The organism is Peteryoungia algae, assembly GCF_030369675.1.
GTDB lineage: Bacteria > Pseudomonadota > Alphaproteobacteria > Rhizobiales > Rhizobiaceae > Allorhizobium > Allorhizobium algae.
This window is the reverse complement of record NZ_CP128477.1, coordinates 2,049,016-2,072,870: the sequence shown is the minus strand read 5'-3', so window position 1 is coordinate 2,072,870 and position 23,855 is coordinate 2,049,016. Positions and strand designations below refer to the sequence as shown.

The 23,855-nt window shown below is 62.5% G+C and carries 22 protein-coding genes; 11 read left to right on the top strand and 11 right to left on the bottom strand.

What is annotated here, in order from left to right; genetic code table 11:
• Positions 1-7 precede the first annotated feature (7 nt).
• Positions 8-1,432, top strand: a complete 1,425-nt coding sequence (locus QTL56_RS10035; RefSeq protein ID WP_245135935.1) for an amidase — start codon at positions 8-10, stop codon at positions 1,430-1,432.
• Positions 1,433-1,570: 138 nt separating this feature from the next.
• On the top strand, positions 1,571-2,623 hold the full coding sequence (locus tag QTL56_RS10030; RefSeq protein ID WP_245135937.1) for a dipeptidase: 1,053 nt from the start codon (positions 1,571-1,573) through the stop codon (positions 2,621-2,623).
• A 20-nt stretch (positions 2,624-2,643) separates the two neighbouring features.
• Here QTL56_RS10030 and QTL56_RS10025 read toward each other — a convergent pair whose 3' ends face one another.
• The 4 genes from QTL56_RS10025 to QTL56_RS10010 form a co-directional block, all read right to left on the bottom strand.
• Positions 2,644-3,837 (bottom strand): alpha-D-ribose 1-methylphosphonate 5-triphosphate diphosphatase, encoded by a 1,194-nt coding sequence (locus QTL56_RS10025; RefSeq protein ID WP_245135939.1) that lies wholly within the window; start codon positions 3,835-3,837, stop codon positions 2,644-2,646.
• Positions 3,838-3,917: 80 nt separating this feature from the next.
• On the bottom strand, positions 3,918-5,093 hold the full coding sequence (locus tag QTL56_RS10020; RefSeq protein WP_245135940.1) for an acetate/propionate family kinase: 1,176 nt from the start codon (positions 5,091-5,093) through the stop codon (positions 3,918-3,920).
• On the bottom strand, positions 5,090-6,454 hold the full coding sequence (locus QTL56_RS10015; protein ID WP_245135941.1) for a bifunctional enoyl-CoA hydratase/phosphate acetyltransferase: 1,365 nt from the start codon (positions 6,452-6,454) through the stop codon (positions 5,090-5,092). The genes QTL56_RS10020 and QTL56_RS10015 overlap by 4 nt, the downstream gene beginning before the upstream one ends.
• A gap of 233 nt (positions 6,455-6,687) precedes the next feature.
• Positions 6,688-7,686: a P1 family peptidase gene (locus QTL56_RS10010; RefSeq protein ID WP_245135942.1), complete on the bottom strand. Its 999-nt coding sequence runs from the start codon at positions 7,684-7,686 to the stop codon at positions 6,688-6,690.
• A gap of 389 nt (positions 7,687-8,075) precedes the next feature.
• On the opposite strand from QTL56_RS10010, the gene QTL56_RS10005 reads away from it, so the two are divergent.
• A complete protein-coding gene (locus QTL56_RS10005) occupies positions 8,076-8,777 on the top strand; it encodes a phosphatase PAP2 family protein (RefSeq protein WP_245135943.1) in 702 nt (233 codons plus the stop codon).
• A 15-nt stretch (positions 8,778-8,792) separates the two neighbouring features.
• On the opposite strand, the gene QTL56_RS10000 is transcribed toward QTL56_RS10005, so the two are convergent.
• The 3 genes from QTL56_RS10000 to QTL56_RS09990 all read right to left on the bottom strand — a co-directional run bounded on the left by QTL56_RS10000 (position 8,793) and on the right by QTL56_RS09990 (position 12,505).
• Positions 8,793-9,719: an ABC transporter permease gene (locus QTL56_RS10000; RefSeq protein WP_229574668.1), complete on the bottom strand. Its 927-nt coding sequence runs from the start codon at positions 9,717-9,719 to the stop codon at positions 8,793-8,795.
• The gene (locus QTL56_RS09995; RefSeq protein WP_229574667.1) at positions 9,712-10,722 is read right to left on the bottom strand and encodes an ABC transporter permease; all 1,011 of its coding nucleotides are present in this window, start codon (positions 10,720-10,722) and stop codon (positions 9,712-9,714) included. The genes QTL56_RS10000 and QTL56_RS09995 overlap by 8 nt, the downstream gene beginning before the upstream one ends.
• Before the next feature lie 76 nt (positions 10,723-10,798).
• Positions 10,799-12,505, bottom strand: coding sequence for a peptide ABC transporter substrate-binding protein (locus QTL56_RS09990; protein ID WP_245135944.1), 1,707 nt, complete (start codon positions 12,503-12,505; stop codon positions 10,799-10,801).
• Positions 12,506-12,829: 324 nt separating this feature from the next.
• On the opposite strand from QTL56_RS09990, the gene QTL56_RS09985 reads away from it, so the two are divergent.
• A complete protein-coding gene (locus QTL56_RS09985; RefSeq protein WP_229574665.1) occupies positions 12,830-13,993 on the top strand; it encodes a M20 aminoacylase family protein in 1,164 nt (387 codons plus the stop codon).
• Between the two features lie 46 nt (positions 13,994-14,039).
• The gene (locus QTL56_RS09980) at positions 14,040-15,875 is read left to right on the top strand and encodes an ABC transporter ATP-binding protein (protein WP_245135945.1); all 1,836 of its coding nucleotides are present in this window, start codon (positions 14,040-14,042) and stop codon (positions 15,873-15,875) included.
• A gap of 12 nt (positions 15,876-15,887) precedes the next feature.
• Here QTL56_RS09980 and QTL56_RS09975 read toward each other — a convergent pair whose 3' ends face one another.
• Entirely contained in the window at positions 15,888-16,376 is a 489-nt protein-coding gene (locus tag QTL56_RS09975; protein ID WP_245135946.1) for a hypothetical protein, read from the bottom strand.
• A 155-nt stretch (positions 16,377-16,531) separates the two neighbouring features.
• Here QTL56_RS09975 and QTL56_RS09970 point away from each other — a divergent pair, with 155 nt between their 5' ends.
• Both QTL56_RS09970 and QTL56_RS09965 read left to right on the top strand, forming a co-directional pair.
• Positions 16,532-17,323, top strand: coding sequence for a carbon-nitrogen hydrolase family protein (locus QTL56_RS09970; protein ID WP_245135947.1), 792 nt, complete (start codon positions 16,532-16,534; stop codon positions 17,321-17,323).
• A gap of 63 nt (positions 17,324-17,386) precedes the next feature.
• The gene (locus QTL56_RS09965; protein WP_245135948.1) at positions 17,387-18,100 is read left to right on the top strand and encodes a sulfate transporter family protein; all 714 of its coding nucleotides are present in this window, start codon (positions 17,387-17,389) and stop codon (positions 18,098-18,100) included.
• A 3-nt stretch (positions 18,101-18,103) separates the two neighbouring features.
• On the opposite strand, the gene nth is transcribed toward QTL56_RS09965, so the two are convergent.
• Positions 18,104-18,883 (bottom strand): endonuclease III, encoded by a 780-nt coding sequence (gene nth, locus QTL56_RS09960; protein ID WP_245135949.1) that lies wholly within the window; start codon positions 18,881-18,883, stop codon positions 18,104-18,106.
• Between the two features lie 25 nt (positions 18,884-18,908).
• Here nth and QTL56_RS09955 point away from each other — a divergent pair, with 25 nt between their 5' ends.
• Both QTL56_RS09955 and QTL56_RS09950 read left to right on the top strand, forming a co-directional pair.
• A complete protein-coding gene (locus QTL56_RS09955; protein WP_245135950.1) occupies positions 18,909-19,403 on the top strand; it encodes a DUF2244 domain-containing protein in 495 nt (164 codons plus the stop codon).
• A gap of 80 nt (positions 19,404-19,483) precedes the next feature.
• Positions 19,484-20,368, top strand: a complete 885-nt coding sequence (locus QTL56_RS09950) for a methylated-DNA--[protein]-cysteine S-methyltransferase (RefSeq protein ID WP_245135952.1) — start codon at positions 19,484-19,486, stop codon at positions 20,366-20,368.
• A 408-nt stretch (positions 20,369-20,776) separates the two neighbouring features.
• Here QTL56_RS09950 and QTL56_RS09945 read toward each other — a convergent pair whose 3' ends face one another.
• Positions 20,777-21,757 carry a sugar-binding transcriptional regulator gene (locus tag QTL56_RS09945; RefSeq protein ID WP_229574657.1) on the bottom strand — a complete coding sequence of 327 codons (981 nt, stop codon included), beginning with the start codon at positions 21,755-21,757 and terminating at the stop codon, positions 20,777-20,779.
• Positions 21,758-21,933: 176 nt separating this feature from the next.
• On the opposite strand from QTL56_RS09945, the gene tal reads away from it, so the two are divergent.
• Together tal and QTL56_RS09935 are read left to right on the top strand one after the other, a co-directional pair.
• Positions 21,934-22,890 carry a transaldolase gene (gene tal / locus QTL56_RS09940; RefSeq protein ID WP_229574656.1) on the top strand — a complete coding sequence of 319 codons (957 nt, stop codon included), beginning with the start codon at positions 21,934-21,936 and terminating at the stop codon, positions 22,888-22,890.
• Between the two features lie 93 nt (positions 22,891-22,983).
• Positions 22,984-23,376: a GFA family protein gene (locus tag QTL56_RS09935; RefSeq protein WP_245135954.1), complete on the top strand. Its 393-nt coding sequence runs from the start codon at positions 22,984-22,986 to the stop codon at positions 23,374-23,376.
• Between the two features lie 16 nt (positions 23,377-23,392).
• Here QTL56_RS09935 and QTL56_RS09930 read toward each other — a convergent pair whose 3' ends face one another.
• Complete coding sequence (locus QTL56_RS09930; protein ID WP_245135957.1) at positions 23,393-23,833, bottom strand: SH3 domain-containing protein; 441 nt, start codon at positions 23,831-23,833, stop codon at positions 23,393-23,395.
• Positions 23,834-23,855: the final 22 nt, after the last annotated feature.

The window sequence follows — 23,855 nt, the reverse complement described above, 5'->3', positions numbered from 1 at the left end:
GCCATGCGTGTCCGATCCGATCTCCCTGTGCCTGACCGACCTCCTCAAGACCCTCGACGAGGGACGGCTGACGGTCGAAGAGGTCATGCTCTCCTGTCTCGACAGAATCGACCGGCTCAATCCCAGGATCAATGCTCTCGTGAGCTTGCGAACGCGTGATGTGCTGCTCGCCGAAGCCCGGGCCAAGGATGTGGAGCGAAGGCAGGGCGCTGCTCGTGGCGCGCTGCATGGCGTACCCATTGCGATCAAGGATTTGAGCGAGGCCAAAGGCATTCTCTGTACCTATGGCTCACCGCTCTTCCACGACTACGTGCCCGATTTTGACGACATCCAGGTTGCGCGCATCCGTGCAGCCGGCGCCATCATCATTGGCAAGACCAACACGCCGGAATGGGGTTTCGGCTCCCATTCCTACAACCCGGTTTTCGGTGTTACGCGCAATCCCTGGGATACGAGGCGATCGGCCGGCGGTTCCAGCGGCGGGGCAGCGGCAGCGCTGGCGGCGCGTCTCGTGCCCATCGCGGACGGTAGCGACATGATGGGATCGCTGCGCAATCCGGCGGCCTTCAACAATGTCATAGGCTTCCGGCCGAGTTTCGGGCGCATTCCGGCGCTGCCCGGGCGTGACGCCTTTCTCAACCAACTTGCGACGCTCGGGCCGATGGCGCGCTCTGTCGAGGATGTGGTTACACTCCTCAACGTCCAGTCCGGGTTCGATCCGCGTGATCCGGCGTCATTCGAGAGCGGACCGCTCCGCCTCGACCGGGACAGTGCGGCAAAGGGCGGACGGATCGGCTGGCTCGGCGATTTCGGCGGACATCTTTCCTTCGAGCCTGGTGTGCTGGCGCTGAACGAAAAGGCGCTTACCGTGTTCGAAAGCCTCGGCTACGCCGTCGAGCCCGTCAAAATCGATTTCGATATGGAAAGGCTCTGGTGGGCCTGGACGACCTTGCGCAGCTTTTTCACCGCCGGAAGCATGCGGGACTATTACGAAGACCCTGGCAGGCGAGGCTCGCTCAAGCCGGAGATTCTCCATGAGGTTCGAGCCGGTCTGCGCATCAGGGCAGCTGATGTCTACGAGGCCTCGGCCGTCCGGACGGCCTGGTATCAGGCTGTCATGAAGGTCTATGAGCGCTTCGACTATCTCGTCGCGCCGGCCGCGCAGGTATTCCCCTTCGACGCCGAAATTCCCTGGCCACGCGAGATCGCCGGCAGGCACATGGATACCTATCATCGCTGGATGGAGGTGGTGATCGGCCCCAGCATGGCCGGGCTTCCGGTGGCCGCATTGCCGGCCGGCTTCTCAGCCGAGGACCTGCCCAACGGGTTCCAGCTGATCGGGCCGCCAAGGAGCGATGCTGCCGTACTCTCTGTCGCTGCGGCCTATGAGGCTGCCACCGACTGGCTTACGCGCGTTCCAGCCCTGTCTTGACGTCTTGCACGAGAAGTTGCCGTGCGACCTGAAGCGCGACATGATTTCGTCAAACGATTCCGAAAGTTTTGCTCTGACGTCCCTCCATTCCTCCCCGTCCGGTTCCACTGCCCGGATGTCATTTCTGGATCAGCCTTCATGAATCTCGTATTCGACGGTCACAACGATGTTCTCCTTCGCCTCTGGCGCAGTCGAAACGAGGGCCGCAATCCCGTTGCCGAGTTCCGCAACGGGACCAGCGCCGGCCACATCGATGCCCCCCGCGCCAAACGTGGCGGGCTCGCCGGTGGCCTTTGCGCAATCTATATCCCATCGCCGCATGACTTCAGCCTGCGTGAGCCGGATGCGAACGGGCACTATGTGACACCGCTCGATCCGCCGCTCGAACGGACGTCATCGCTCGACATTGCGCTGCAGATGGCGGCGATTGCCCACCGTCTGGATCAAGACGGCAGCTGGCGGCTCTGCCGGAGCACGGCCGAGATCCGGCAAGCCATGGCGGACGGCGTGTTCGCGGCTGTACTTCATATGGAAGGCTGCGAGGCGATCGATGCGGATCTGGAGACGCTCGAGGTTTTCTACGCTGCCGGACTTCGGTCGCTCGGGCCGGTGTGGAGCCGCAACAATATTTTCAGCCACGGCGTCCCCTTTGCCTATCCGAGTTCGCCCGATACAGGCGCGGGTCTGACACGGGCCGGCGAAGATCTGATACGTGCCTGCAACCGGCTGGGTATCCTGATTGATCTTGCCCATATCACAGAGAAAGGTTTCTGGGACGTCGAGCGTCTCAGCGACCAGCCATTGATCGCCAGCCATTCCAACGTGCATGCGCTGACACCCGTCGCCCGCAATCTGACCGACCGGCAGATGGACGCGATCAAGGCAAGCCATGGCCTTGTCGGTTTGAACTATGCCGTCACCATGCTCAGGCCCGATGGCCGTGACGATGCCGACACATCGCTTGCAACGATGATCAGCCATGTCGACTATCTCGTCGACCGCATGGGGATAGATTGTGTTGCGCTCGGCTCGGATTTCGACGGTGCAACGATCCCTAACGTCATCGGCGACGCAGCCGGCAACCAGCGACTGGTTACGGCCCTGACGGAGCGCGGCTACGGTCCGGCCGAGCTCGACAAGATCTGTCGGGAAAACTGGCTGAGGGTGCTGGGCTCCGCCTGGCACGAGTGAGCGTCGGGGCGCGCCTTCCGTCAGGCGACGCGGTGGCCCGAACGCCAGGCCGATTTGACGAAGGGGTGACCATCCTGCAGGCCGACGCGGATCAGGTCGGCTTTCAGGCCTGCCTCGATAGCGCCGCGATCCGGCAGGTTCCCGGCAAGGGCCGGACTGCGCGTGACCATGGCGACAGCGCTTGGCAGATCGTAGTCGAGGCCCGGATCGGCGGAGATCATGAAGGCCGCATCGAGCATGGAGCGGGGGACGTAGTCGGAGGCGAGGATATCGACGAGCCTTGCTGCCAAGAGGTCGCGCACGGCGATGTTTCCGGATTGGGAGCCGCCGCGCACGAGGTTCGGAGCACCGGCAACGATTGACATCCCCGCTGCCCTTGCCGCTTGCGCTGCTTCCATCGAGCAGGGGAATTCCGAAATGGACACACCCTCGGTGATGCCTTCCTCGATATGCGCGACGTCGGTGTCGTCGTGGCTCATCAGTGGCATGGAATGCGCGCGGGCAAGGGCGACGATATCCGGCCGGGTGGTCGCGGCGATATGGCTCTTTTCCGCGACCAGGACCTTGATCTTTCCACGAACCAGTTCCGGGCTTTCACCCGTCGACTTGCAGGCTCTTGCGACATAAGCCTCGATATCACGGCTCTGGCGGATGCCGGGCAGGTGCTCCATGACCGAGATGACGCGGACGATGTCCCGGTCGATATTGTCGGCCGTCAATTGCGGGGTCACCGGATCCGTCAGCTCGCAGCGCAGGTGCACAAGATGTTCGGCGCGCAGCATGCCTGCGGCTTGTGCCTGTTCCAGCGCCTCGATCATCGGTGTCAGGATCTCGGCGCGTTCGGGATTGTCGGTGGTCGCGCCGACGCAAAGGCTGTCGAAGACGGTCGTGACGCCACCGCCGATGATCTGGGCGTCATGGGCGAGGGCCGCGCGCATGAAATCCCAGCGCACATGGGCACGCGGATAGAGATGCTTCTCGAAGTGATCGGTGTGGATGTCGACGAGGCCGGGCAGGAGGTAGTCGCCGCCGAAATCGAGTGCGGCGGTGTGGTATGACGCGCCTTCGTGTATCTCCAGGATCCTGCCGTCCTTGACCACCACCGAGCCGTGCAGCACATGATCTGGTGTCACGACCCGAGCATTCGAGAGGATCAGTACCTCGTCGCGTGCCGCTTCAATGGCTTCACCTGTCGCATCCGTCTGCCTCAGCATGACCGCATCTCCATCCGCTCTCGTGGAAGCGTCTCTAGGCGCGTTTCATGACGCTTTGGTGTCAGATGCGGCGGATCTTTTCAGCCAAGCAGTCTCAGGCAGTCGTCGGCGATCACCTGTTCCTCGTCGGTTGCGATCACGCGGATCTTCACCCGGCTTTCCTCGCGCGAGATGACGGCTTCGTTGCGGTCATTCGCTTCGCCGTCGAGCTGAAGTCCGAGGAAGCGCAGGCGCTCTACGACCGAGCGGCGGATTGCCGGCTGGTTCTCGCCGATGCCGGCCGTGAAGACCAGTGTGTCCAGACCGCCCAACGAGGCTGCGAGCCGCGCCACTTCGCCCGCTATGCGAAACGTGAAGACATCGATCGCCTCGCAGGCCGCTTTCGAAGGTGTCTCGAGCAGCGCCCGGCTGTCGGCGCTGATGCCGGAGAGACCGAGCAAGCCGGACTGCTTGTAGATCATTTCCTCCACCTGTTTCACGCTCAGCCCATGGGCGTCGATCAGATGGAAGAGCACGCCGGGATCAATTGCGCCCGAGCGGGTGGCCATTGGCACGCCATCAATGGTGGAAAAGCCCATGGAGGTGTCGCGGCTCGAGCCGTGTTCCAGCGCGCAGAGGCTGGCACCCGAACCGAGATGGGCAACGACCGCCCGGCCGCCGGCCGTCTGCGGTTCCAGCCGGTTCAAGGCGCCGGCGATATAGGCATAGGACAGGCCGTGGAAGCCGTAGCGCTTGACGCCCTTGTCAAACCAGGCGCGTGGGATGGCGAAGCGGCGGACGGTATCGGATTGTGTGCGATGGAAGGCGGTGTCGAAGGACGCCGTTTGCAGCATGCCGGGTTTCAGTTCGGTGATGGCGCGGATCAGCCGCAGGTTCTGCGGCTGATGCAGCGGCGCCAGCGTTACCAGGCTCTCAATGCCGGCAAGGCTTGTGTCATCGACCTTGACGGCATCCGCGAAGAGATCTCCGCCATGCACGACGCGGTGGCCGACTGCGAAGACTGCGTCGAGATCGTAGTGTTCGCTGAGCCAATCGAAGACCTCTTCCAGCACGTCGTGCAGGAGATCATCGGTCCTTGCGACCAGCGGTACGTCGAAGACGGCGGGTCCCTCGACCAGATGAAAGGTCAGCGGCTCGGCGCGGAAGTCGATGACACCCTTGCCGATACGTCTTGCTCCCCCAGTTTCCAGGGCGAATATGCCCATCTTCACCGTCGACGAGCCGGCATTGAAGGTCAGCAGCAGTTTCTGGTTCATGCCATCGGTCCGAGTGCTGCCGCACGTCTGGCTGCGACGAGTTTGGCCAGTGCTGCTGACGCAATGCGGACACGCAGGCTGTCCGAGCGGCTGGTCAGGATGATCGGCACGCGGGCGCCGAGCACGAGGCCTGCGGCATCGGCATTGGCAAAATAGAGGAGCTGCTTGGCCAGCATGTTGCCGGCTTCGAGATCCGGGACCAGCAGGATGTCGGCGTCGCCGGCGACGGGGGAGATGATGCCCTTGGTGCGGGCGGCCTCCATGCTGATCGCATTGTCGAAGGCGAGCGGGCCGTCGACCTTGGCGCCCCTGATCTGGCCGCGCGCTGCCATGACAGTCAGCGCCGCTGCCTCCAGGGTTGCCGGCATCTTGTCGTTGACCGTCTCGACGGCCGCAAGCACGGCAACCTTCGGATCAGGGACCCCCAGCATATGCATGAGATCGATGGCGTTCTGGCAGATGTCGCGCTTGTGTTCGAGCGTCGGGGCGATGTTGATCGCGGCATCCGTCACGATCAGGAGCTTGGAATAGGCAGGCACATCCATGACATAGACATGGCTGACGCGGCGCTCGGTCTTCAGTCCCGAGCCGCTGCCGACGACCGCTCCCAAAAGCTCGTCCGAATGCAGGCTGCCTTTCATGACAGAACTGACCTTGCCGGCGACGGCAAGTTCGACGGCGAGTGCTGCAGCGGCATGGCTGTGTTCGGCGTGGAGGATCTCGAAGCCGTCGATGGATATGCCGGCCTGTTCGGCCGCCTTGCGGATCTTGGGCTCGGGACCGATCAGGATCGGGTCGAGCAGGTTTTCGTCGCGGATCTCCACGGCTGCCTCGATTGCTTCCGGCGAGCAGGGATGGACGAGCGCAGTCTTGACCATCGGCAGGCTGCGGGCTTCCGCAACGATGGCGTCGAAGCGGTCATGGCGCTGAAGCGAAACACCGGGCACTGTATTTTCCGACCAGCTGATGCGGGTCTCCGGCGCGCGGACACGTGCCTTGCCGGCCAGTACCGGTTCGCCATGCTGGTTGACGCAGCGCGTGTCGAAGAGAAGCGTGCGGCCGTCGCTTTCCTTGGTCATCAGCGTGACGGTCGCAGTGATCCGGTCGCCGGTCGCGATATCCTTCCAGAATTCGAGATCCTGGCCGAGATAGACGGTGCCCGGACCGGGCAGGCGGGTGTCGAGGACTGCCGAGATCATGCCGGCCGGGATCAGCGACTGGCCGAGCGGCGCCGGATTGTTGTCGCCGGACAGGGCTGCAAACAGCTCGATGTCATCTGGGCCGATGATGCGTGTCATGCTCGCAGCATCGCCAAGCTTCAACTCGTCGAAGGTGCGGTTGGTGAGAACAGGTCTTTCCATGTCGCCTTCATCTTCCATTGTCCGACCGGCCTCCCTTCCGATCCGTTGTTCCTGCGGCTGCTCTGCGTCAAAGACATGACCAACCTTGGCGGGCAATCTCCGTGGTGGAGGGTGGGTTGTCCTTGACTTGGGTCAAGGGTGGGGCGGACGAAAGTCTTGGGGGCAGCGTCTTCGCCCCTTGTGGGGAAACGGCCAAGCACTGTCGGGTCCCTCAGGGTGATGGGTAGAAGAGATCATCCCCACCTGTCGCGCCAGGCTGGTTGCGCGCCGGCATAGGGCAGCGCTGCGGCCTCATACACCCCGCGCGCAATCGCCCGCGCTGTCACCAGTGTCGCGAGATGGCAGAGTTCCATCAGGTCGGCGGCACCATTGCTTTCGCGCTTGCCCGTCGAGGCGGCAAACATCGTGTCGCCGTCGAGCGGCAGGTGGGCGGGGAGAACGGCGCGGGCCAGGCCGTCATGGGCGGAGATCGATAGCCGGTGCAGTTCAGCCTTCGACAAGGCGCAATCGGTGACCACGGCGCCGATCGTCGTTGCCGTCAACCGCAGGCCCTTGATGTTCAGGGCTCGGTCTTCCGCGCTGACACGCGCAGGCTGGCCGAGGCCTCCGTATTCCTGTCCCTCCTCGAAGGGGGCTGCCCAGAACTGCGGGCCATCGCCCACGACCACCGATCCCATGGCATTGACGGCAACGATTGTTGCGATGGTGTGGCCTGACGACGAGACGGCACTGGCCGAGCCGAGGCCGCCCTTGAAGTTCGCGGTCGTCGCTCCCGTGCCCGCACCGACCGTGCCGAGCGGGAAGGCGCCGTTTTCCGCATTGAGGAAGGCCTGGTAACCGAGGTCGCGATAGGGGGCATGCAGACCCCAGTCCTTATTGCCGCCGTTCAGAAGGTCCATCAGGATCGCCTGTGGCACGATCGGCACCCGCATCGTCCCGACGGCAAAGCCGCGGCCTGCTGCTCTCAGCCCCGATTGCACCCCGCCTGCCGCATCCAGCCCAAAGGCCGAGCCGCCCGAAAGCACGAAGGCATCGACCTGCTGCACGGTCATCGAGGGATCGAGCAGGCTCATATCCCGCCCGCCCGGTGCGCCACCGAGCACCGTGCCGGAGGCAGTCGCCGGTTCGTCGAAGAGGATGACCGACACGCCGGAGCCGAGGGCAAGGTCGGTCGCATGGCCGACGGAGAGGCCGTCGATGTCGGTGAGGAGGTTCAGGGGGCCTGGGGGCATGGAAAGTCTCCGGTGGGTGGGCGGAGAGTGGCGGGGGTGGGAGAGAAGATCAAGCATGTGGTTCGATGTTGGCATGCAGTCAGCGCGGGCGCTCCCGGCGTTTGCCCCATATCCCGCCTGCCGGCACCATCTCCCCCTCAAACGGGAGGAAGGCCGAACGGGTACTGCATGTGCCACTTTCTGCCCTTGCGGGGAGGCGGAGGATCATGGGCGAAGACCGTGCTCAGCCTATGGGGCGTGCCACCTTTTCCAGACGGAACCACGAAGGAGGCTCAACGAGTTGATGGAACAACCGGGACCCGCCCACATTTGCTTCCCGCGTCTCGGTTGACGCACGCGCCTTGCGACGCGATGTAGAGCCCAAGTTATCGATCAGGACCTATTCGCCGATGATCCATCTTAAGCACCATCTCACCCGCATCGCCTCGGTTGCGGAAAAGCGTGTCTGGCTGACGGCGCTGGTCGCAGCCCTTGTCGCTTATTTCCTGTTTGAACTCACGGGCGAGGTTCTCGAGGGCGAGACGCGGGCGTTCGACGAGGGCGTGCTCTTGATGCTGCGGGATGCCACCGATCCGGCCATGCCGGCCGGACCCGCCTGGCTCACCAAGATGATGGTGGACATTACAGCTCTCGGCGGGGTCACCGTGCTGGCGCTGCTGGTCACGTTGGTCGTGATCTACCTCGCGCTCCGCCGCAAATTCCGCACCGCTGCCTTCGTTACCGTCTCGATTCTCGGGGGCTGGGCTCTGAGCAGTGCGTTGAAGCTCGGAATCGCCCGGCCGAGACCGGAAGTGGTTCAGCATCTGGTCGAGGTGACCGATATGAGTTTCCCGAGCGGCCATGCCATGCTGTCCGCCATCACCTATCTGACGCTCGGCGCCATGCTGTCACGCCTCGAAGACAGGCCTTCGCTGCGCTACTTCTTTCCGCTGGTCGCCGTCTTTCTGACGTTCATCATCGGCTTGTCCCGCATCTATCTCGGCGTGCATTACCCGACTGACGTTCTCGGTGGCTGGGCGGCGGGAACTGTATGGGCGTGTGGGAGCTGGTTCGTGGCAAGGTGGATGCTGGGAAGTCCGAGCGGGCGCTAGAGCGCCCGCTGTTTCTCAATGTTTCAACGCCTTCGGGTCCAGCGCATCGCGGATCGCATCGCCGATATAATTCACGCTCAACACCGTCAGCGAGATCGCCAGGCCCGGCCAGATGACGCGGGAGGGGTTGATCTGCAGGAAGTTGGCACCGTCGAAAAGGAGACGGCCCCAGGTGGGGAAGTCGGGCGGGAAGCCGAGGCCGAGGAATGACAACGCGGATTCGGTGATGATGGCGGTGGCGATGCCGAGCGTCGCCGAGACCATGATCGAGGACATCACGTTGGGCAGGATGTGCTTGATGATGATGCGGTGTTCGCGCATGCCGCTCGATTTGGCCGCCAGGATGAATTCCTGGCTCTTGATCGCCAAAACGTCGCCGCGGACGATTCGGGCGGTGTGCATCCAGCTGGTGATGCCGATGACGAAGACGATCAGGATGAAGATGCCGGTTTCCGGGCCGAAGGCCGCGCGCAGCGTGTCGCGGAAGAGCATGATGATGACAAGCAGCAGCGGCAGGAGCGGCAGTGCCAGGAAGAGGTCGGTCAGGCGCATCAGCGGGCCGTCGAGCTTTCGGGAATAGCCCGAGAACACGCCGACCAGCGTTCCCACCAGGAGCGCCAGAGCCATGGCCGCCATGCCAACGGCCAGCGAGATCTGTCCGCCGGCCAGAACCTGGGCCAGCATGTCCTTTCCGAGATTGTCCGTGCCGAAGGGATGGAGCAGGGATGGGCCCTGGTTCTTGGCTCGGATATCGATCTTGTTCGGGTCGATCGTGTGGATGTAAGGGCCGATGAAGACGGCGGCGACGATGAAGACGAAAACGATCAGGCCGGCGACGCCGCCCGGATGGGCGCGAAACTGGCGCCAGAGCATGGGCCAGAAGGCGCCGCTCTGAGGTCTCGTCTGTGGCGACGGCGTGGTTGCGATTGCAGCATCACTCATAGCGGATCCTCGGATCGAGTATGCCGTAGAGTACGTCGGCAATTAGGTTGAAGAGCACGATCAGGATCGCGAAGATGAAGGTCAGCGTCTGGACAAGCGGGATGTCGGCGCCCTGGATCGCGGTGATCAGAAGCTGGCCGAGACCGTTCACGCGAAAGACCTGTTCGGTGATGATGGCGCCGGAGAAGATCGTGGGCACACCGAGTGCGATGACGGTGACAACAGGGATCAGGCTGTTGCGCAGCACATGCACGAGGAGCACGACCTTTTCCTTCACGCCCTTGGCGCGCGCCGTGCGGACATAGTCCATGTGCAGATTGTCGAGCATGGAGGCGCGCACGAAGCGGCTGATCTGCGAGACATTGAAGAGCGTCAGCACCAGCACGGGCAGGAACATCTGCTTCACCTGCAGCACGAAACTCGACCAGCTGTCGACCACCAGCGTGGTGTCGTAGATCGACGGAAACCACTGCAGCCAGGAGGAGAAAATGACGATCAGCAGGACGCCGGTGAAGAAGGTCGGCACGGAATAGCCGACCATCGAGACGAAAGTGCCGATCTGGTCGAACCAGGAATACTGGCGATAGGCGGAGATGACGCCGATCGGGATCGCGATCAGGACACCGAAAAGATAGGAGAGGCCGACGACCCAGAGCGTCTGCGGCAGGCGCTGGACGATCAGGTCGACCACAGGGCTGCGTGTCGCCCAGGACAGAACGCGCATGCGCTCGCCGGAGCCGACGGTGAGACCGGTGATCTGTTCGAAGATGTTGAGCGGTTCATTGATGAAGAACTGCTGCAGCCATTTCATGTAGCGAATAATGAAAGGCTGATCGAGACCCATGGCGTCGCGGATCTGCTGGCGCACTTCCGGTGGGATGGTCAGCGGCAGATCACTCAGCGGGTCGCCCGGGGAGAGATCGAGCAGGGCAAAAATAATGAAACTGATGGCCAGTAGCGTCGGGACTGCGAACAGCAGTCGCCGGACGGTGAAGGTAAACATCGGCTGGTCTCCAGACTGTCACTGAAAAATGCTGGCGCCGCGTCTGCCGGTGAAGGCAGGCGCGGCGCCAGTGGCATTACTTCGCGCGAGACCAGTCTGCGACGTTCCAGAGTTCGCTGTCCCAGGCATTCATCTTGACGCCGAGCAGCGTGTTGTTGACAGCCGAGGGCTGGCCACGATGGATGAGCGGGATCTGTGCGACGTCGTTCGAGAGCATATCGTTGAGCTGTTTGGCGATGGCAGCACGATCTTCGAGCTTGCCGGTGGTGCCGAGCTGCTTGACGAGAGCGTCATATTCCGGGTTGCAGTAGCGGACGATGTTTTCACCCTGCCAGCCGGTGGCCGGGCTTGGGATCTTGTCGCACATCCAGCCGGCCATGTACTTCTCCGGGTCGGTGCCGTCGAAGTTGTTGGTGTACATCTGAACGTCGGCCATGAACTTCTGGAACGTGTCCGGAGATGCCGGATCGCCGCCGAAGAAGACGTTGGCCGAGATGTTGCGCAGTTCGACGGAAACACCGATCTGGCTCCACATGTCCTTCACGAGGGCCTGGGTGCCCTGGCGAACCGAGTTGGTCGAGGTCTGGTAGAGGAAGGATAGCTTGACGCCATCCTTTTCACGCACACCATCCGAGCCCATGGCCCAGCCGGCATCATCAAGCAGCTTGTTGGCGCCTTCGATGTCCTGCTTCAGGCACCAGTCGACGGCGGTCGAGACATAGATATCCGGAGCGGGCAGGATGTTGCAGGTCGGCTGGCCGTTCGGGCCATAGCCGGCTTCGTCGATGATCTCGCGGTCGATGGCGATCGACAGCGCGCGGCGAACGGCCGGGTCGGAGAGGGCCGGATGCGGGCCGGCTTCCTTGGTCGAGCGCTTGTCGCCGAGGGAGGCATCGACACCGTAGGGGTTGATGTCGATACGCTCGACCTGGGTGCCGAAGGCGACTTCGATCTTGCCCTTGCCGGCGGCCATCATCTGTTCAAGGATCTCAGGCTCGACCTGCATGTTCCAGGCATAGTCGAATTCGCCGGTTTCCAGAACCGAGCGAGCAGCCGATGCGGCATCACCGCCACCCTTCAGGGTGACCGAGGCGAAGGCGGGCTTGGCTGCATCGCGGTAATTGCCGTTGGCCTCGAAGGTCACGACGTCGTTCGGCTTGAATTCCTTGACGGTGAAGGGGCCGGTGCCGATCGGACCAAAATTGGCAGAGGTGCATTCCGGTGCCTTTGCACCGAGGCAGTCCTTGAACTGCGCTGCCTGGATGATCGGAGACTGAGCACCGACAAAGGCGCTGTAGGGATAAGGCTTGGCTTCGGCGAAGGAGACCTTGATGGTGGACGCGTCGACAGCCTCGACATTGGAGACGCCCTCGAAATAGGCGCCCTGTGCGCAGCCGCCATCCGGGGCCGTGCAGTATTTCCAGGTGAAGATCGCATCTTCGGCGGTCACGGCCGAGCCATCGGACCACTTGAGGTCGGGCTTCAGCTTCCAGGTGATGCTCTTCAGGTCTTCGGAGACGCCGCCGTTCTCAACGGTCGGGATCTCGGTGGCCAGCATCGGGACCAGGTTGCCGGTCTCGTCGTAGCGGGCCAGCGGCTCGATGACCATCGAGGCGGCATAGACTTCCTTGGTGCCGCCGGACAGATACGGGTTCATCGTCGAGACGGCCTGCCAGAAGATGATCTTCAGGTCGCCATCGGTGCCCCGTTCGGCCATGGCCGGCGCGCCTGTCAGCGCGAAGGCGGCAGCGGACGCCGCCAGCATCAGTTTACGTGCAATCATGTGCTCATTCCCCATTATTTTTGTTTGCAGGCATGATGGTGATCCGATCTGCCGGCCCGCGATGTGGCCAGCCTGTTCGCCAAATGTCAACCACCTATCGTCTTGGTATTCTTGGAAAAATTTTCAGGTAATGGCGCAATTTCGGAGTCGCGGCGGACGTTCCCGGACAGCTGCGCTTCTGTCGGGTTGGCTAAAATTTAGGCCATGTAAACACAAGCCTATTTTCCATGCAAGACGGAATTTTGCGGCTTGCCAAAGCTACGCATCGCTGCACAGTATGCGCGAAATCCTGCGGGGAACAACGAGAAAATAAGAGGTCATTTCATGCCAGTGCTCAACCGCGCCAGCGAACTCCAGCCAGAGGTCGCTGAGTGGCGCCGCCATCTGCACCAGAACCCGGAACTCCTGTTCGATGTGCATGGCACGGCCGCCTTCGTAGCGGAGAAGCTGCAGGAGTTCGGATGCGACGTGGTGAAGACCGGAATCGGCCGCACTGGGGTGGTCGGCCTCATCAAGGGCAGTCGTGGCGATGGCCCGGTCTTCGGCTTTCGTGCCGACATGGATGCGCTGCCGATCCACGAGATGTCGGGCAAGTCCTGGGCATCCAAGACGCCCGGCAAGATGCATGCCTGCGGTCATGACGGTCACACCGCCATGCTGCTTGGCGCGGCCAAATATCTGGCCGAGACGCGCAATTTCCGGGGTTCGATTGCCGTCATCTTCCAGCCGGCCGAAGAAGGTGGCGGTGGTGCCCGCGAAATGGTCGCCGACGGCATGATGGAGACCTTCGACATCAGGCAGGTCTACGGCATGCACAACCATCCCGGCATGGCGGTTGGTACATTTGCCACCCGCAAGGGTTCGGTGATGGCTGCGGCCGACCAGTTCGACATTGTCATCGAGGGCCGCAGCGGCCATGCCGCCCAGCCGCACAAGAGCGTCGATCCAGTGTTGGCGGCCGCGCAGGTGGTCGTGGCGCTGCAGTCGATCGCGTCCCGCGAGACCGACCCTCTGGGTTCGGTCGTGGTTACAGTGACCAAAATCCACGGCGGCGATGCCTATAATGTCATTCCCGACGCTGTGACGCTGTCCGGCACCGTGCGCACGCTCCTGCCGGAGACCCGCGATATGGCGGAGACCCGCATCGGCGAGATCGCCTCAGGCGTGGCCATGGCCATGGGTTCCAAGGCGACGTTTCGCTATCATCGCGGTTACCCCGTGACGATGAATCACGAGGCCGAAACCGAATTTGCACTCGACATCATGCGCAAGGTGGCGGGCAATCATGCCGTCAGCGACGCCTTTCCGCCTGCCATGGGCGCGGAGGATTTTTCCTACATGCTGGAAGCGCGGCCGGGCTCCTTCGTCTTCATCGGCAACGGCAATACGGCGAACCTCCACAACTCGGCCTATGACTTCAACGACGAGATCATTCCCTATGGCATCAGCTACTGGGTGACACTCGCCGAAACGGCGCTCGCTGCCTGAACCAACGACCAAATCTCGACAGACAAGAAAAACGGGGAAACGGGATATGGCTGCTGTGGAACAGGATACGATGACGAGTGAATTGCCGGTCCTGTCCGTTCGAGGGCTGACAACCTCGTTCCGGATCGGGACCGAATGGCGCTCGGTGGTGCGCAACATGAACCTCGACATCGCGGCCGGCGAGACGGTTGCGATCGTCGGCGAATCGGGGTCTGGCAAGAGTGTCACGTCTCTGTCCATCATGCGGCTTCTGCCGCAGTTGACGAGCCGCCTCGAGGGCAGCGTCAAGCTTGAGGGCCGCGAGTTGCTGACGCTCGATGGCGAGCAGATGCGTCAGGTGCGCGGCAATCAGATCGCGATGATCTTCCAGGAGCCGATGACCTCGCTCAACCCGATCTTCCCGATCGGAAAGCAGATCGCCGAAGCGATTACCTGTCATCGCGACATTTCCAATGCCGAGGCCAAGACGGAGGTGCTGCGGTTGCTTGATCGCGTGCGCATCCCGAACGCCGCGAGCCGCTTCGACGAATATCCGCATCAGTTTTCCGGCGGCATGCGCCAGCGTGTGATGATCGCGATGGCACTCGCCTCCCGGCCCAAGCTTCTCATTGCCGATGAGCCGACGACGGCGCTCGACGTCACCATCCAGGGTCAGATCCTCGATCTCATCAAGACGCTGCAGGATGAGGAGGGCATGGCCGTTCTCTTCATTACCCATGACATGGGTGTCGTCGCCGAGGTCTCCGACCGGACGATCGTGATGTTCCGCGGCGAAGCGGTGGAGACCGGAACAACCGACGACATCTTCAATCGTGGCCATCATCCCTATACGCGCGCCCTGCTTTCGGCGGTGCCGAAGCTCGGATCAATGGGCGGGCGCGAGCGGCCGATGCGCTTTCCGGTGATCGACATCAATACCGGGGCCACACTGATCCCGGAAGCAGAGGCGGGCGTGCCCGTACACGGTAGCCGCCCGCTCCTGGAGGTGAAGAACCTGACGACCCGTTTCGACATCCGTTCGGGTATTCTCGGTCGCAAGAGCGGGGCCGTGCATGCTGTCGAAAACGTTTCCTTCGATCTGCGGCCGGGAGAAACCCTGTCGCTGGTCGGCGAATCGGGTTGTGGCAAGTCCACGACGGGTCGATCGATCACCCGTCTGGTCGAGCCGACTTCCGGCCAGGTCGCCGTCGATGGACAGGATGTCGGAAGTCTCGACCAGGCGGCGCTCAGAACGATGCGTCGCAGCATCCAGATGGTCTTTCAGGATCCCTTTGCGAGCCTCGATCCGCGCATGAGTGTCGGGCACGCCGTCATGGAGCCGTTTGTCGAGCACAAGCTGGGCTCGAGGGCGCTGGCGCGGGACAAGGCTGCGGATCTTTTGGAGCGCGTCGGGCTTTCAGCCGACATGATGCCGCGTTATCCGCACGAGTTTTCGGGCGGCCAGCGTCAGCGCATCGCGATTGCCCGCTCGCTGATGCTCGATCCGAAAATCATCGTGGCGGACGAGGCCGTGTCGGCGCTCGACGTCTCGATCAAGGCTCAGGTCTGCAATCTGCTGCTTGATCTGCAGCAAAGCTTCAACCTCGCCTATCTGTTCATCAGCCACGACATGGCCGTCGTCGAGCGGGTGAGCCACCGGGTGGCGGTGATGTATCTTGGTGAGATTGTCGAGATCGGCCCCCGTCAGGCCGTCTTCGAAAATCCGCAGCATCCTTATACGAAGAAGCTCATGGCTGCCGTGCCGGTGCCGGATCCTGCGCGGCGCAAGCTGAAGCGGAACCTATCCATTGACGAGATCAAGAGCCCGATCAGGCCCGTCGGCTACCAGCCGCCGGTGCGCGAGTACCGACAGGTGGCCGAGGGGCATCTCGTTCGGCTATAGCGTCGGTGTCGATCACTCGACCGGTGCCTCGCCGAAGCCGACCAGAGAGACATGCGCCGTCCATTCGTATTTCGTCGCATCCACGATCTGGGGACGTGGATGGGCGAACCCGTGAAAGAGCAGAGCGTAACACCGCGTCATGGCTTCGTCAGGCGCGAGCGGCCCGTTGTGGCGAAGGGTTCCGCGATAGGCGACGCGCGTTTCTTCCGGCTCTCGTCCGATCAGATCGAAGGACAGGCGGTTGACTGCTTGGCCCGACGCATTGGTGATGGTTGCAGCGATCGGCAATTGCGGATCCACACAGACCGTCGGGTCAGCGGCTACCGTTACTGTCACGGCGGAGACTGCATTCTGCTGCTGGCGAGATTGATCGGCACTGAAGAGCCAGACGGCCGTACCAACGACGGCGACGAATGCGGTAAGCGCAATCGCCCAAGGGCGGCGCCTGAGGAAGAGCTCGATCAGCAGCAAGGCGATGGCGCCCGTGACGATAAAGGCCATCAGAAGAGGTCGGCTTTGATTACGTGTTCCATTGCCTGAAGATAAGGTTGAAGACGAGAAAGGCAACTGCTCTTCGTCTGCCTTGGAGTTGCCGCTTGCCTCCGCTAGGCAAGCGGCTCTAACCTTTGGTTTCAACCTCCGTGGCATACAGGTGCATGATGCTGATTTCGCTCTATCAAATGCAACCGCTCTCGGGCGACGTCCCGGGCAATATCGGCAAGATTGCACAGGCGGCCATTGCGGCAGCGGAAATGGGAGCTGAGCTCCTCGTGACGCCCGAGCTCGGCACCAGCGGTTATGCGCTGGGTGCTGCGTTCGAGAAGGTCGCGGAAGGGCGTGACGGGTCGATCATCGAAGCGCTCACCGAGATTGCCGCTGATTGCGGGCTTGCGATCTGCGCCGGCTTTCCGGAGCGTGACGGCAGTCAGGTGTTCAATTCCTCGGTGCTCGTCCGACCCGACGGCAGCACGGAGTTCTATCGAAAGAGCCATCTCTATGGCGAGGCGGAAAGGGAGGCCTTCGTACCGGGTTCGGAGGCCGCGCATGTCTTTGATCTGAATGGCATCAAGACAGGCATGCTGATCTGCTACGATGTCGAGTTTCCCGAAAATGTACGGACGCTGGCGCTTGCCGGCGCCGAACTGATCCTGGTGCCGACGGCGCTGCCTGAGGGCATCATCAGCCGGCGGGTCGCCGATACGGTTGTGCCGACACGCGCCTTCGAGAACGGCGTCTTCCTCGTATATGCCGATCTCTGTGGCACGGAAAATGGCTTGTCCTATGGCGGACGTTCGGTGATCCTCGCTCCTGACGGTGACGAACTGGCCCGGGCCGGCATGCGCGAAACGCTGTTGGTCGCGGAGATCGATCCCACAGCCTATGACGATGCGAAGGCGCAGAATCCCTATCTGATTGACCGGCGGCCGGGCCTCTATCGTCTCGGCTGACGCCCCGCATTGCAGCGGGGGCTTCGGTCTCCTACATCACAGCGACAGATGAAGGAGACCCGGATGATTTTCGACGCTGCCGCCTTGTCCTTGCGCAACCTGTTCGCACCCGAGACGCGGAGCGTCTTCTGGAAGACGCTGGGCTTGACGATTCTCGTGCTCATCGGCCTCTGGTTCGGGCTGCGAGAGAGCTTCATCGCCTTCATCATGCCACTGCTTCAGGGTTTCATTCCCGAGCTTCCGGATTGGGCCGGCTGGCTGACCCTCATTTTCGGGATCCTCGCCAGCATCGGTTTGGCACTTGGACTGGCCCTGCTGCTCTCGCCCGTGACCGCGATCATCGCGGGCCTCTTCCTCGACGATGTGGCCGAAGTGGTCGAGAAGCGGGACTACCCGAATGATCCGCCGGGCACGGCAATGCCGATGGGCCAAGCGATCATCGCCTCGATCAAGTTCTTCGGGGTGGTCATCGTCGGCAATCTTTTCGCGCTGATGCTGCTCTTCATCCCCGGGATCAACATTCTCGCCTTCTTCCTGGTGAACGGTTATCTGCTCGGCCGGGAATTCTTCGAGTTTGCCGCCATGCGCTTCCGTAGCGTTGAAGAGGCCAAGCTGCTCCGGTCACGGCATTCCGGCACGGTGTTCATGGCCGGCCTGTTGATTGCCGGCTTCCTCGCCGTACCGATCCTCAACCTGCTCACGCCGCTTTTCGCAGCCGGCCTCATGGTCCACCTGCACAAGGCGCTGACCGCACGGCACGGGTCGCTCGTCCGTTGACCGTCACTCGACTGCGTTGATCGCCTGCGGCGGCAGTTCGACAAGCGGGGCCGGCACGTCCACCGTCTTTTCCGGTGACTTGCAGATATCGGCAATCACGCAGCGCTCGCATTCGGGGCGCCGCGCCTTGCAACAGTAGCGCCCATGCAGGATCAGCCAGTGATGGGCGTGGAAGAGATATTGCTCGGGGATGATCCGCATCAGAATGTCTTCGATCTCGTCAGGCGTCTTGCCGGGCGCGAGCTTGATGCGGTTGCCGATCCTCAGGATATGCGTGTCGACCGCCATGGTCGGGATGCCGAAGGCCATGGACAGCACGACATTGGCGGTCTTGCGGCCAACGCCGGGCAGGGTCACAAGCTCTTCGCGGGTGCGCGGCACTTCGCTGCCGAAGTCATCCACCAGCTTCTGGGAAAGCGCGATGACGTTCTTCGCCTTGTTGCGGTAGAGCCCGATCGTCTTGATGTAGTCACGGACCCTTTCCTCGCCAAGCGCGAGCATCTTCTCCGGGGTGTCTGCCACCTTGAAGAGGGCGCGTGTCGCCCTATTTACGCCCGCGTCCGTCGCTTGGGCCGAGAGGGCCACGGCAACGACGAGCGTGAATGGATTGACGTGTTCCAGCTCGCCCTTGGGCTCTGGCCGCTGGATCGAAAAGCGGCGGAAGATTTCTTCCAGTTCCGCCTTTGAGTAAGCGGTGCGACGGCGTGCCGCTGGCTTGCGGCGGGTCGCGGTATTTGACTTTTTCAAGGTTTGGGTGCTGGATTTCGTCTTCGATAGAGTCATGGAAAACCTATAGTCGGGCGCAGTGATGGAAGGCAATCTCGAGCAGGCGGCGGACCAGCCGATTTTCGCAGCGGAACTGACACCCTATCGGTCGCTCGGCCGCAGGGGCTATCGCATCCTGTTTGCGATCACGGGGACTGTGTGCCTTGTGCATGCGATCTTTTTCATGGTGACCGGGGCCTGGCCGATCGGCCTGTTCTTCGGGATCGATTTCCTGCTGCTCTACGGCGCCTTCTGGCTGAACTACCGCGACGCCCGCGCCCGGGAGGAAGTCACGGTGTCGCGCACGAGCCTTTCGATCCGCAAGTTCACGCCTACGGGCCGCATGACCCAGCATAATTACAAAACGCTCTGGGCGCGCTTCTTCGTGCGACGGCATGAGGAATTCGGCATCACCTCCATGGCGGTTGCGGGAGAAGGGCGGCAGACGGATGTCGGCTCCTTCCTCAATCCCGATGATCGCGAAAGCTTCGCCAAGGCTTTCAAGGGTGCATTGGCGACAGCCAGGCAGCGGATCTGAACGGTCAGACACCACGCAAGAAACGGGTGGCATCCGATGCCGTCCCGTGGTGAAGTCCTGATGAGATTGAGGATTTCGCCATGACGCTTGCCCAGCAGATCGACCTTTCGCGCAGCACCGACGTTACGCCGGACGGCTCTGACTACGAGACCGTGCGGCAGGTCATCGAGATGCTGACGCTCGACTATCAGAGCCAGCCGGCACTCGAGGTTATCGCCGAACGGCTGGGGCAATCACCGACCCAGTTGCAAAAGACATTCACGCGTTGGGCGGGCCTTTCCCCGAAGGCCTTCCTGCAGGCGGTGACGCTCGACCATGCCAAGCGGCTGCTCGGTCGGGAAGAACTGCCGCTGCTCGAGACATCGCTGGAGTTGGGCCTTTCGGGGCCGGGTCGGCTGCATGATCTCTTCGTCACGCATGAGGCGATGAGCCCGGGCGAATGGAAGGCGCGCGGCGCCGGTCTCACCATCCGCTATGGCTATCACCCGTCGCCTTTCGGGCTGGCGCTCGTGATGATCACGGAGCGCGGTCTCGCCGGCCTTGCCTTTGCTGATGCGGGCGGCGAGGTTGCCTGTTTCGACGACATGGCGCAACGCTGGCCGAATGCACACTATGTCGAGGATGTGCGTACGACGGAACCGTATGCAGCGCGCGTCTTCCACCCGGAACGCTGGTCGGCTGAGGAACCCTTGCGCGTCGTGCTGATCGGCTCCGACTTCCAGATCCGCGTCTGGGAAAGCCTTCTCCAGATCCCGCTTGGCAAGGCCGTCACCTATTCCGACATCGCGCAGAAGATCGGTCAGCCGACCGCGAGCCGTGCCGTGGGTGCCGCCGTCGGCCGCAATCCGATCTCGTTTGTCGTGCCGTGCCACCGGGCGCTCGGCAAGAGTGGCGCGTTGACTGGCTATCACTGGGGGCTGACGCGCAAGCGGGCGATGCTCGGCTGGGAGGCTGGGAAGGGGTGAGGCGCTGCGCCTTTCTGATGGCTGCTTCTGTGAGAGGATGAGCCATGCGCAACACGGTTGAACTCCCCGACAACGTCAGCCACCGGATCGACAGTCTGGCCGAGTCCGCTCGCTTCGATCATGCTGACTTCGGCGGACGCGCTAGTCCGCTACGAGTTTCTGCGTCACCGTTCTCTCGGATCTCGCCGTCTCGAACTGGCGTGCCACGGCCTGAGCTTGGGCCTGGGATGCAAATCTACCATCGACGCCACAGCCGCGATCATGCGCGCCATCCAACCGGAATTGTTCGCCGGCCGCGGCACTTCGTACTCTATCGACAGGTCATGCCGGAACTGATCGGGGTGTGGCGCATGATGCGATGGAGGTGGAGCGACATCTGCCGCGCAGCTTCGGTGACGAGTGGGCGACTTACTCCGCCGCCAACCCCAGCAACTCCCGCGCCGCCGCCTCATCGGTGATCAGCGTATTACAGCCGATCCGCCGGATCGTCGCCCTGATGGCCTTGGCGCGATGGGCGCCGCCTGAGGACAATACAATGTGCTTGGCCTTTTTCAGCGTGTCCAAATCGACCGACATGACCCGCTCGTTGATCGGATGGGCGACCGAGTTCCCGTCCGCGTCGAGGAAGTTGAACATCGTGTCGCAGACGCAGCCGGCGTCGACCAGTTCCAACAGCGTCTGGTGGCTGATGAAGCCTTCGGAGAGGGAGGTGGAATGTGGGCCGATATCCCCGCACGACACGATGGCGAGGTCGAGATTTTCGGCGAGGTCGTAAATCGCCTTCAATCCGCAATCTTCGATCAACGCGCGTTTCGTGGCGACGGAATCGACGAGAAGTGGTGCCAGGAACATGTAGCATTCGGCGCCGAGCTGGCTCGCCAGCCGCCAGGTATAGTCGATCGGGTTTGTCTGGCGCACCGCGACGATGCCGCCGAGCAGCGAGACCACCTTGCAGTTCTCCCGGGCCGGCGACCGGAAGGCGGCGAGCGAGGCGGTCATGGTGCGGCCCCAGCCGACGCCGATCGTCATGTCATTGGTGATGACCTCCGCAAGAAATTGCCCCAGTGCCAGTCCGACGGCCTTGGCGATCGAGGCGGCGTCTTCCGTGGCGGGCGACGGCACGACAACCGCCTCGTCGAGGCCATAGGCCTTTTCCAGCCGGACGGCGAGGTCCACACAATCGGCGACCCCATCGCTGATCCAGATCTGCACCTCGGCGCGCTTTCGCGCCTCGTCCAGCATGCGGATGACCGTCGAGCGGCTCACACCGAGCCGATCGGCCACGTCTTTTTGTGTCAGGCCCTCGTTGTAGTAGAGCCAGGCGGCGCGGATGCGCAGCGCGGCTGCATCCGTGGTACTCGAATGGGTGTCGCGTCGGAGCTTGGCCAAGATCTCTCTCGTATCGGGAAGTTCCAGACCCCACTATCCGTTTCAATGATACTTATGTCAAATTCAAAGGACATATGTCTTGACTTTGCCATCTTCTGACGGTGATAGTCCGGGCAACGAGACCGACATCCGGATGCCGGTCTCCAACCCTTTCCGCGCAGCCGAAGGATGACCCGATGACCTCGAAACTCGAACAGCTTCGTTCCATGACAACCGTGGTCGCCGATACCGGCGATATCGAGGCCGTCCGCCGCCTGAAGCCGGTCGATTGCACCACCAACCCCTCGATCGTTCTGAAGGCGCTCGGCACCGACGCCTTCAAGGATGCATTCGAGGAAGCGATCACCTGGGGCAAGGCCAAGGGTGGCCAGGACGAGGCCGTGATCGGCGCGATTGCCGACCGCATGGCCATCTCCGTCGGTGCGGCCCTGGCCGAGCTCGTTCCGGGCCGCGTGTCGACCGAAGTCGATGCCGACCTTTCCTTCGACACGCAGGCGTCGATCGACAAGGCGCACCAGATCGTCGCCGGCTACAAGGAGCGTGGCATCGAGAAGGATCGCATCCTGATCAAGCTCGCCTCCACCTGGGAAGGCATTCGCGCCGCCGAAGTGCTGCAGAAGGAAGGCATCGATTGCAATCTGACGCTGCTCTTCTCCAAGGCCCAGGCGATTGCCTGCGCCGAGGCCAAGGTGTTTCTCATCTCGCCCTTCGTCGGCCGCATCCTCGACTGGTACAAGAAGTCGACGGGCGAAAACTACACGTCGGAAACCGATCCGGGCGTGGTGTCGGTGCGCGCCATCTATGATTATTACAAGGCGAATGGCATCAACACGATCGTCATGGGCGCCTCCTTCCGCAATGCCGGCGAAATCGAGGCGCTGGCCGGTTGCGACCGGTTGACGATCAGCCCGCAGCTGCTCGACGAGCTGAACGCGACCGATGGTAACCTGCCGCGTGTGCTTTCGCCGGAAAAGGCAAAGGCAGAGCCGCTGGTCTCGCTCGACGAGAAGGCCTTCCGCTGGGCGATGAACGAAGATGCCATGGCGACCGAAAAGCTCTCCGAAGGCATTCGCGGCTTCGCCAAGGATCTCGGAACCCTGCGCGGCCAGATCGCAAAGGCGCTGGCTGCCTGATCAGGCAACCGATCCGACAATTTCGAGTTTGATGATGGCCGTGGCGAAAGCTGCGGCCATTTCTTGTGCGGCGAGCAGAGACGGAGGGAGGAGATGGCGAACATCACAGGCGGTTGCGTTTGCGGCAAGGTGCGGTTCGAGGCAGAGGGCGAGCCGGATCGTGTCGGCATCTGCCATTGCCTCGATTGCCGGAAGTATCACGGCGCCCTTTTCTACGCTGCGGCGATCTATCCGGACACGCATGTGAGGATCACGGGTGCGGTGCGGATGTATGAGGGCCGCTACTTCTGCCCGACCTGCGGATCGCGGGTTTTCAATCGCAACGGTGCGGAAGTGGAGCTTCATCTCGGGGCTCTCGACGCCGTCAATCAATTCCGGCCGAGCTACGAGCTCTGGACGATCCGACGGGAGAGCTGGTTGCCGGAGTTCCCGGTGGAACGGCGGCATGAGCGAGACCGGCCCGGCGAGGGGCGGGAGGAGGATTGAAGCGGAGCCGGAGGGCTCAGGGCCTTCTCGGCCTCGGGAAGGGATCGATGATGATTTCCGGCTCGAACGAGGGGTTGCGCATGTCGTCCGGCGGTGCAAAGCCTGCCTCCTCGAGCAGGAAGCGGCCATCGACCCAGCCCGAGATGCGGGGAAGGTCGACGGTCGCGACACGGCACCAATAGCCGCCACGGCTGTCTCTGCAGGACAGTCGCTCGATCGGCTCGCCCTCGTCGAGTGCATGGATGACGCGGAAGTTCGGACCGGCGCCGGAATGGACGGCGAGGCGCTGACCGGGGGGCAGGCCGCGGACATGCCAGAGATAGGTGTCCATCAAGGTCCCGCCGCCGTCGATGTCGGGAGCGGGGATGACTTGCGGTTGCTGGGCATGAGCAACGATGCTTGCGCTGGCGATCCCGATGACGGATGTCAGGATCTTCAAGGTTATCTGATGGCGCATACATGGCTCCTGATTTGGAGCG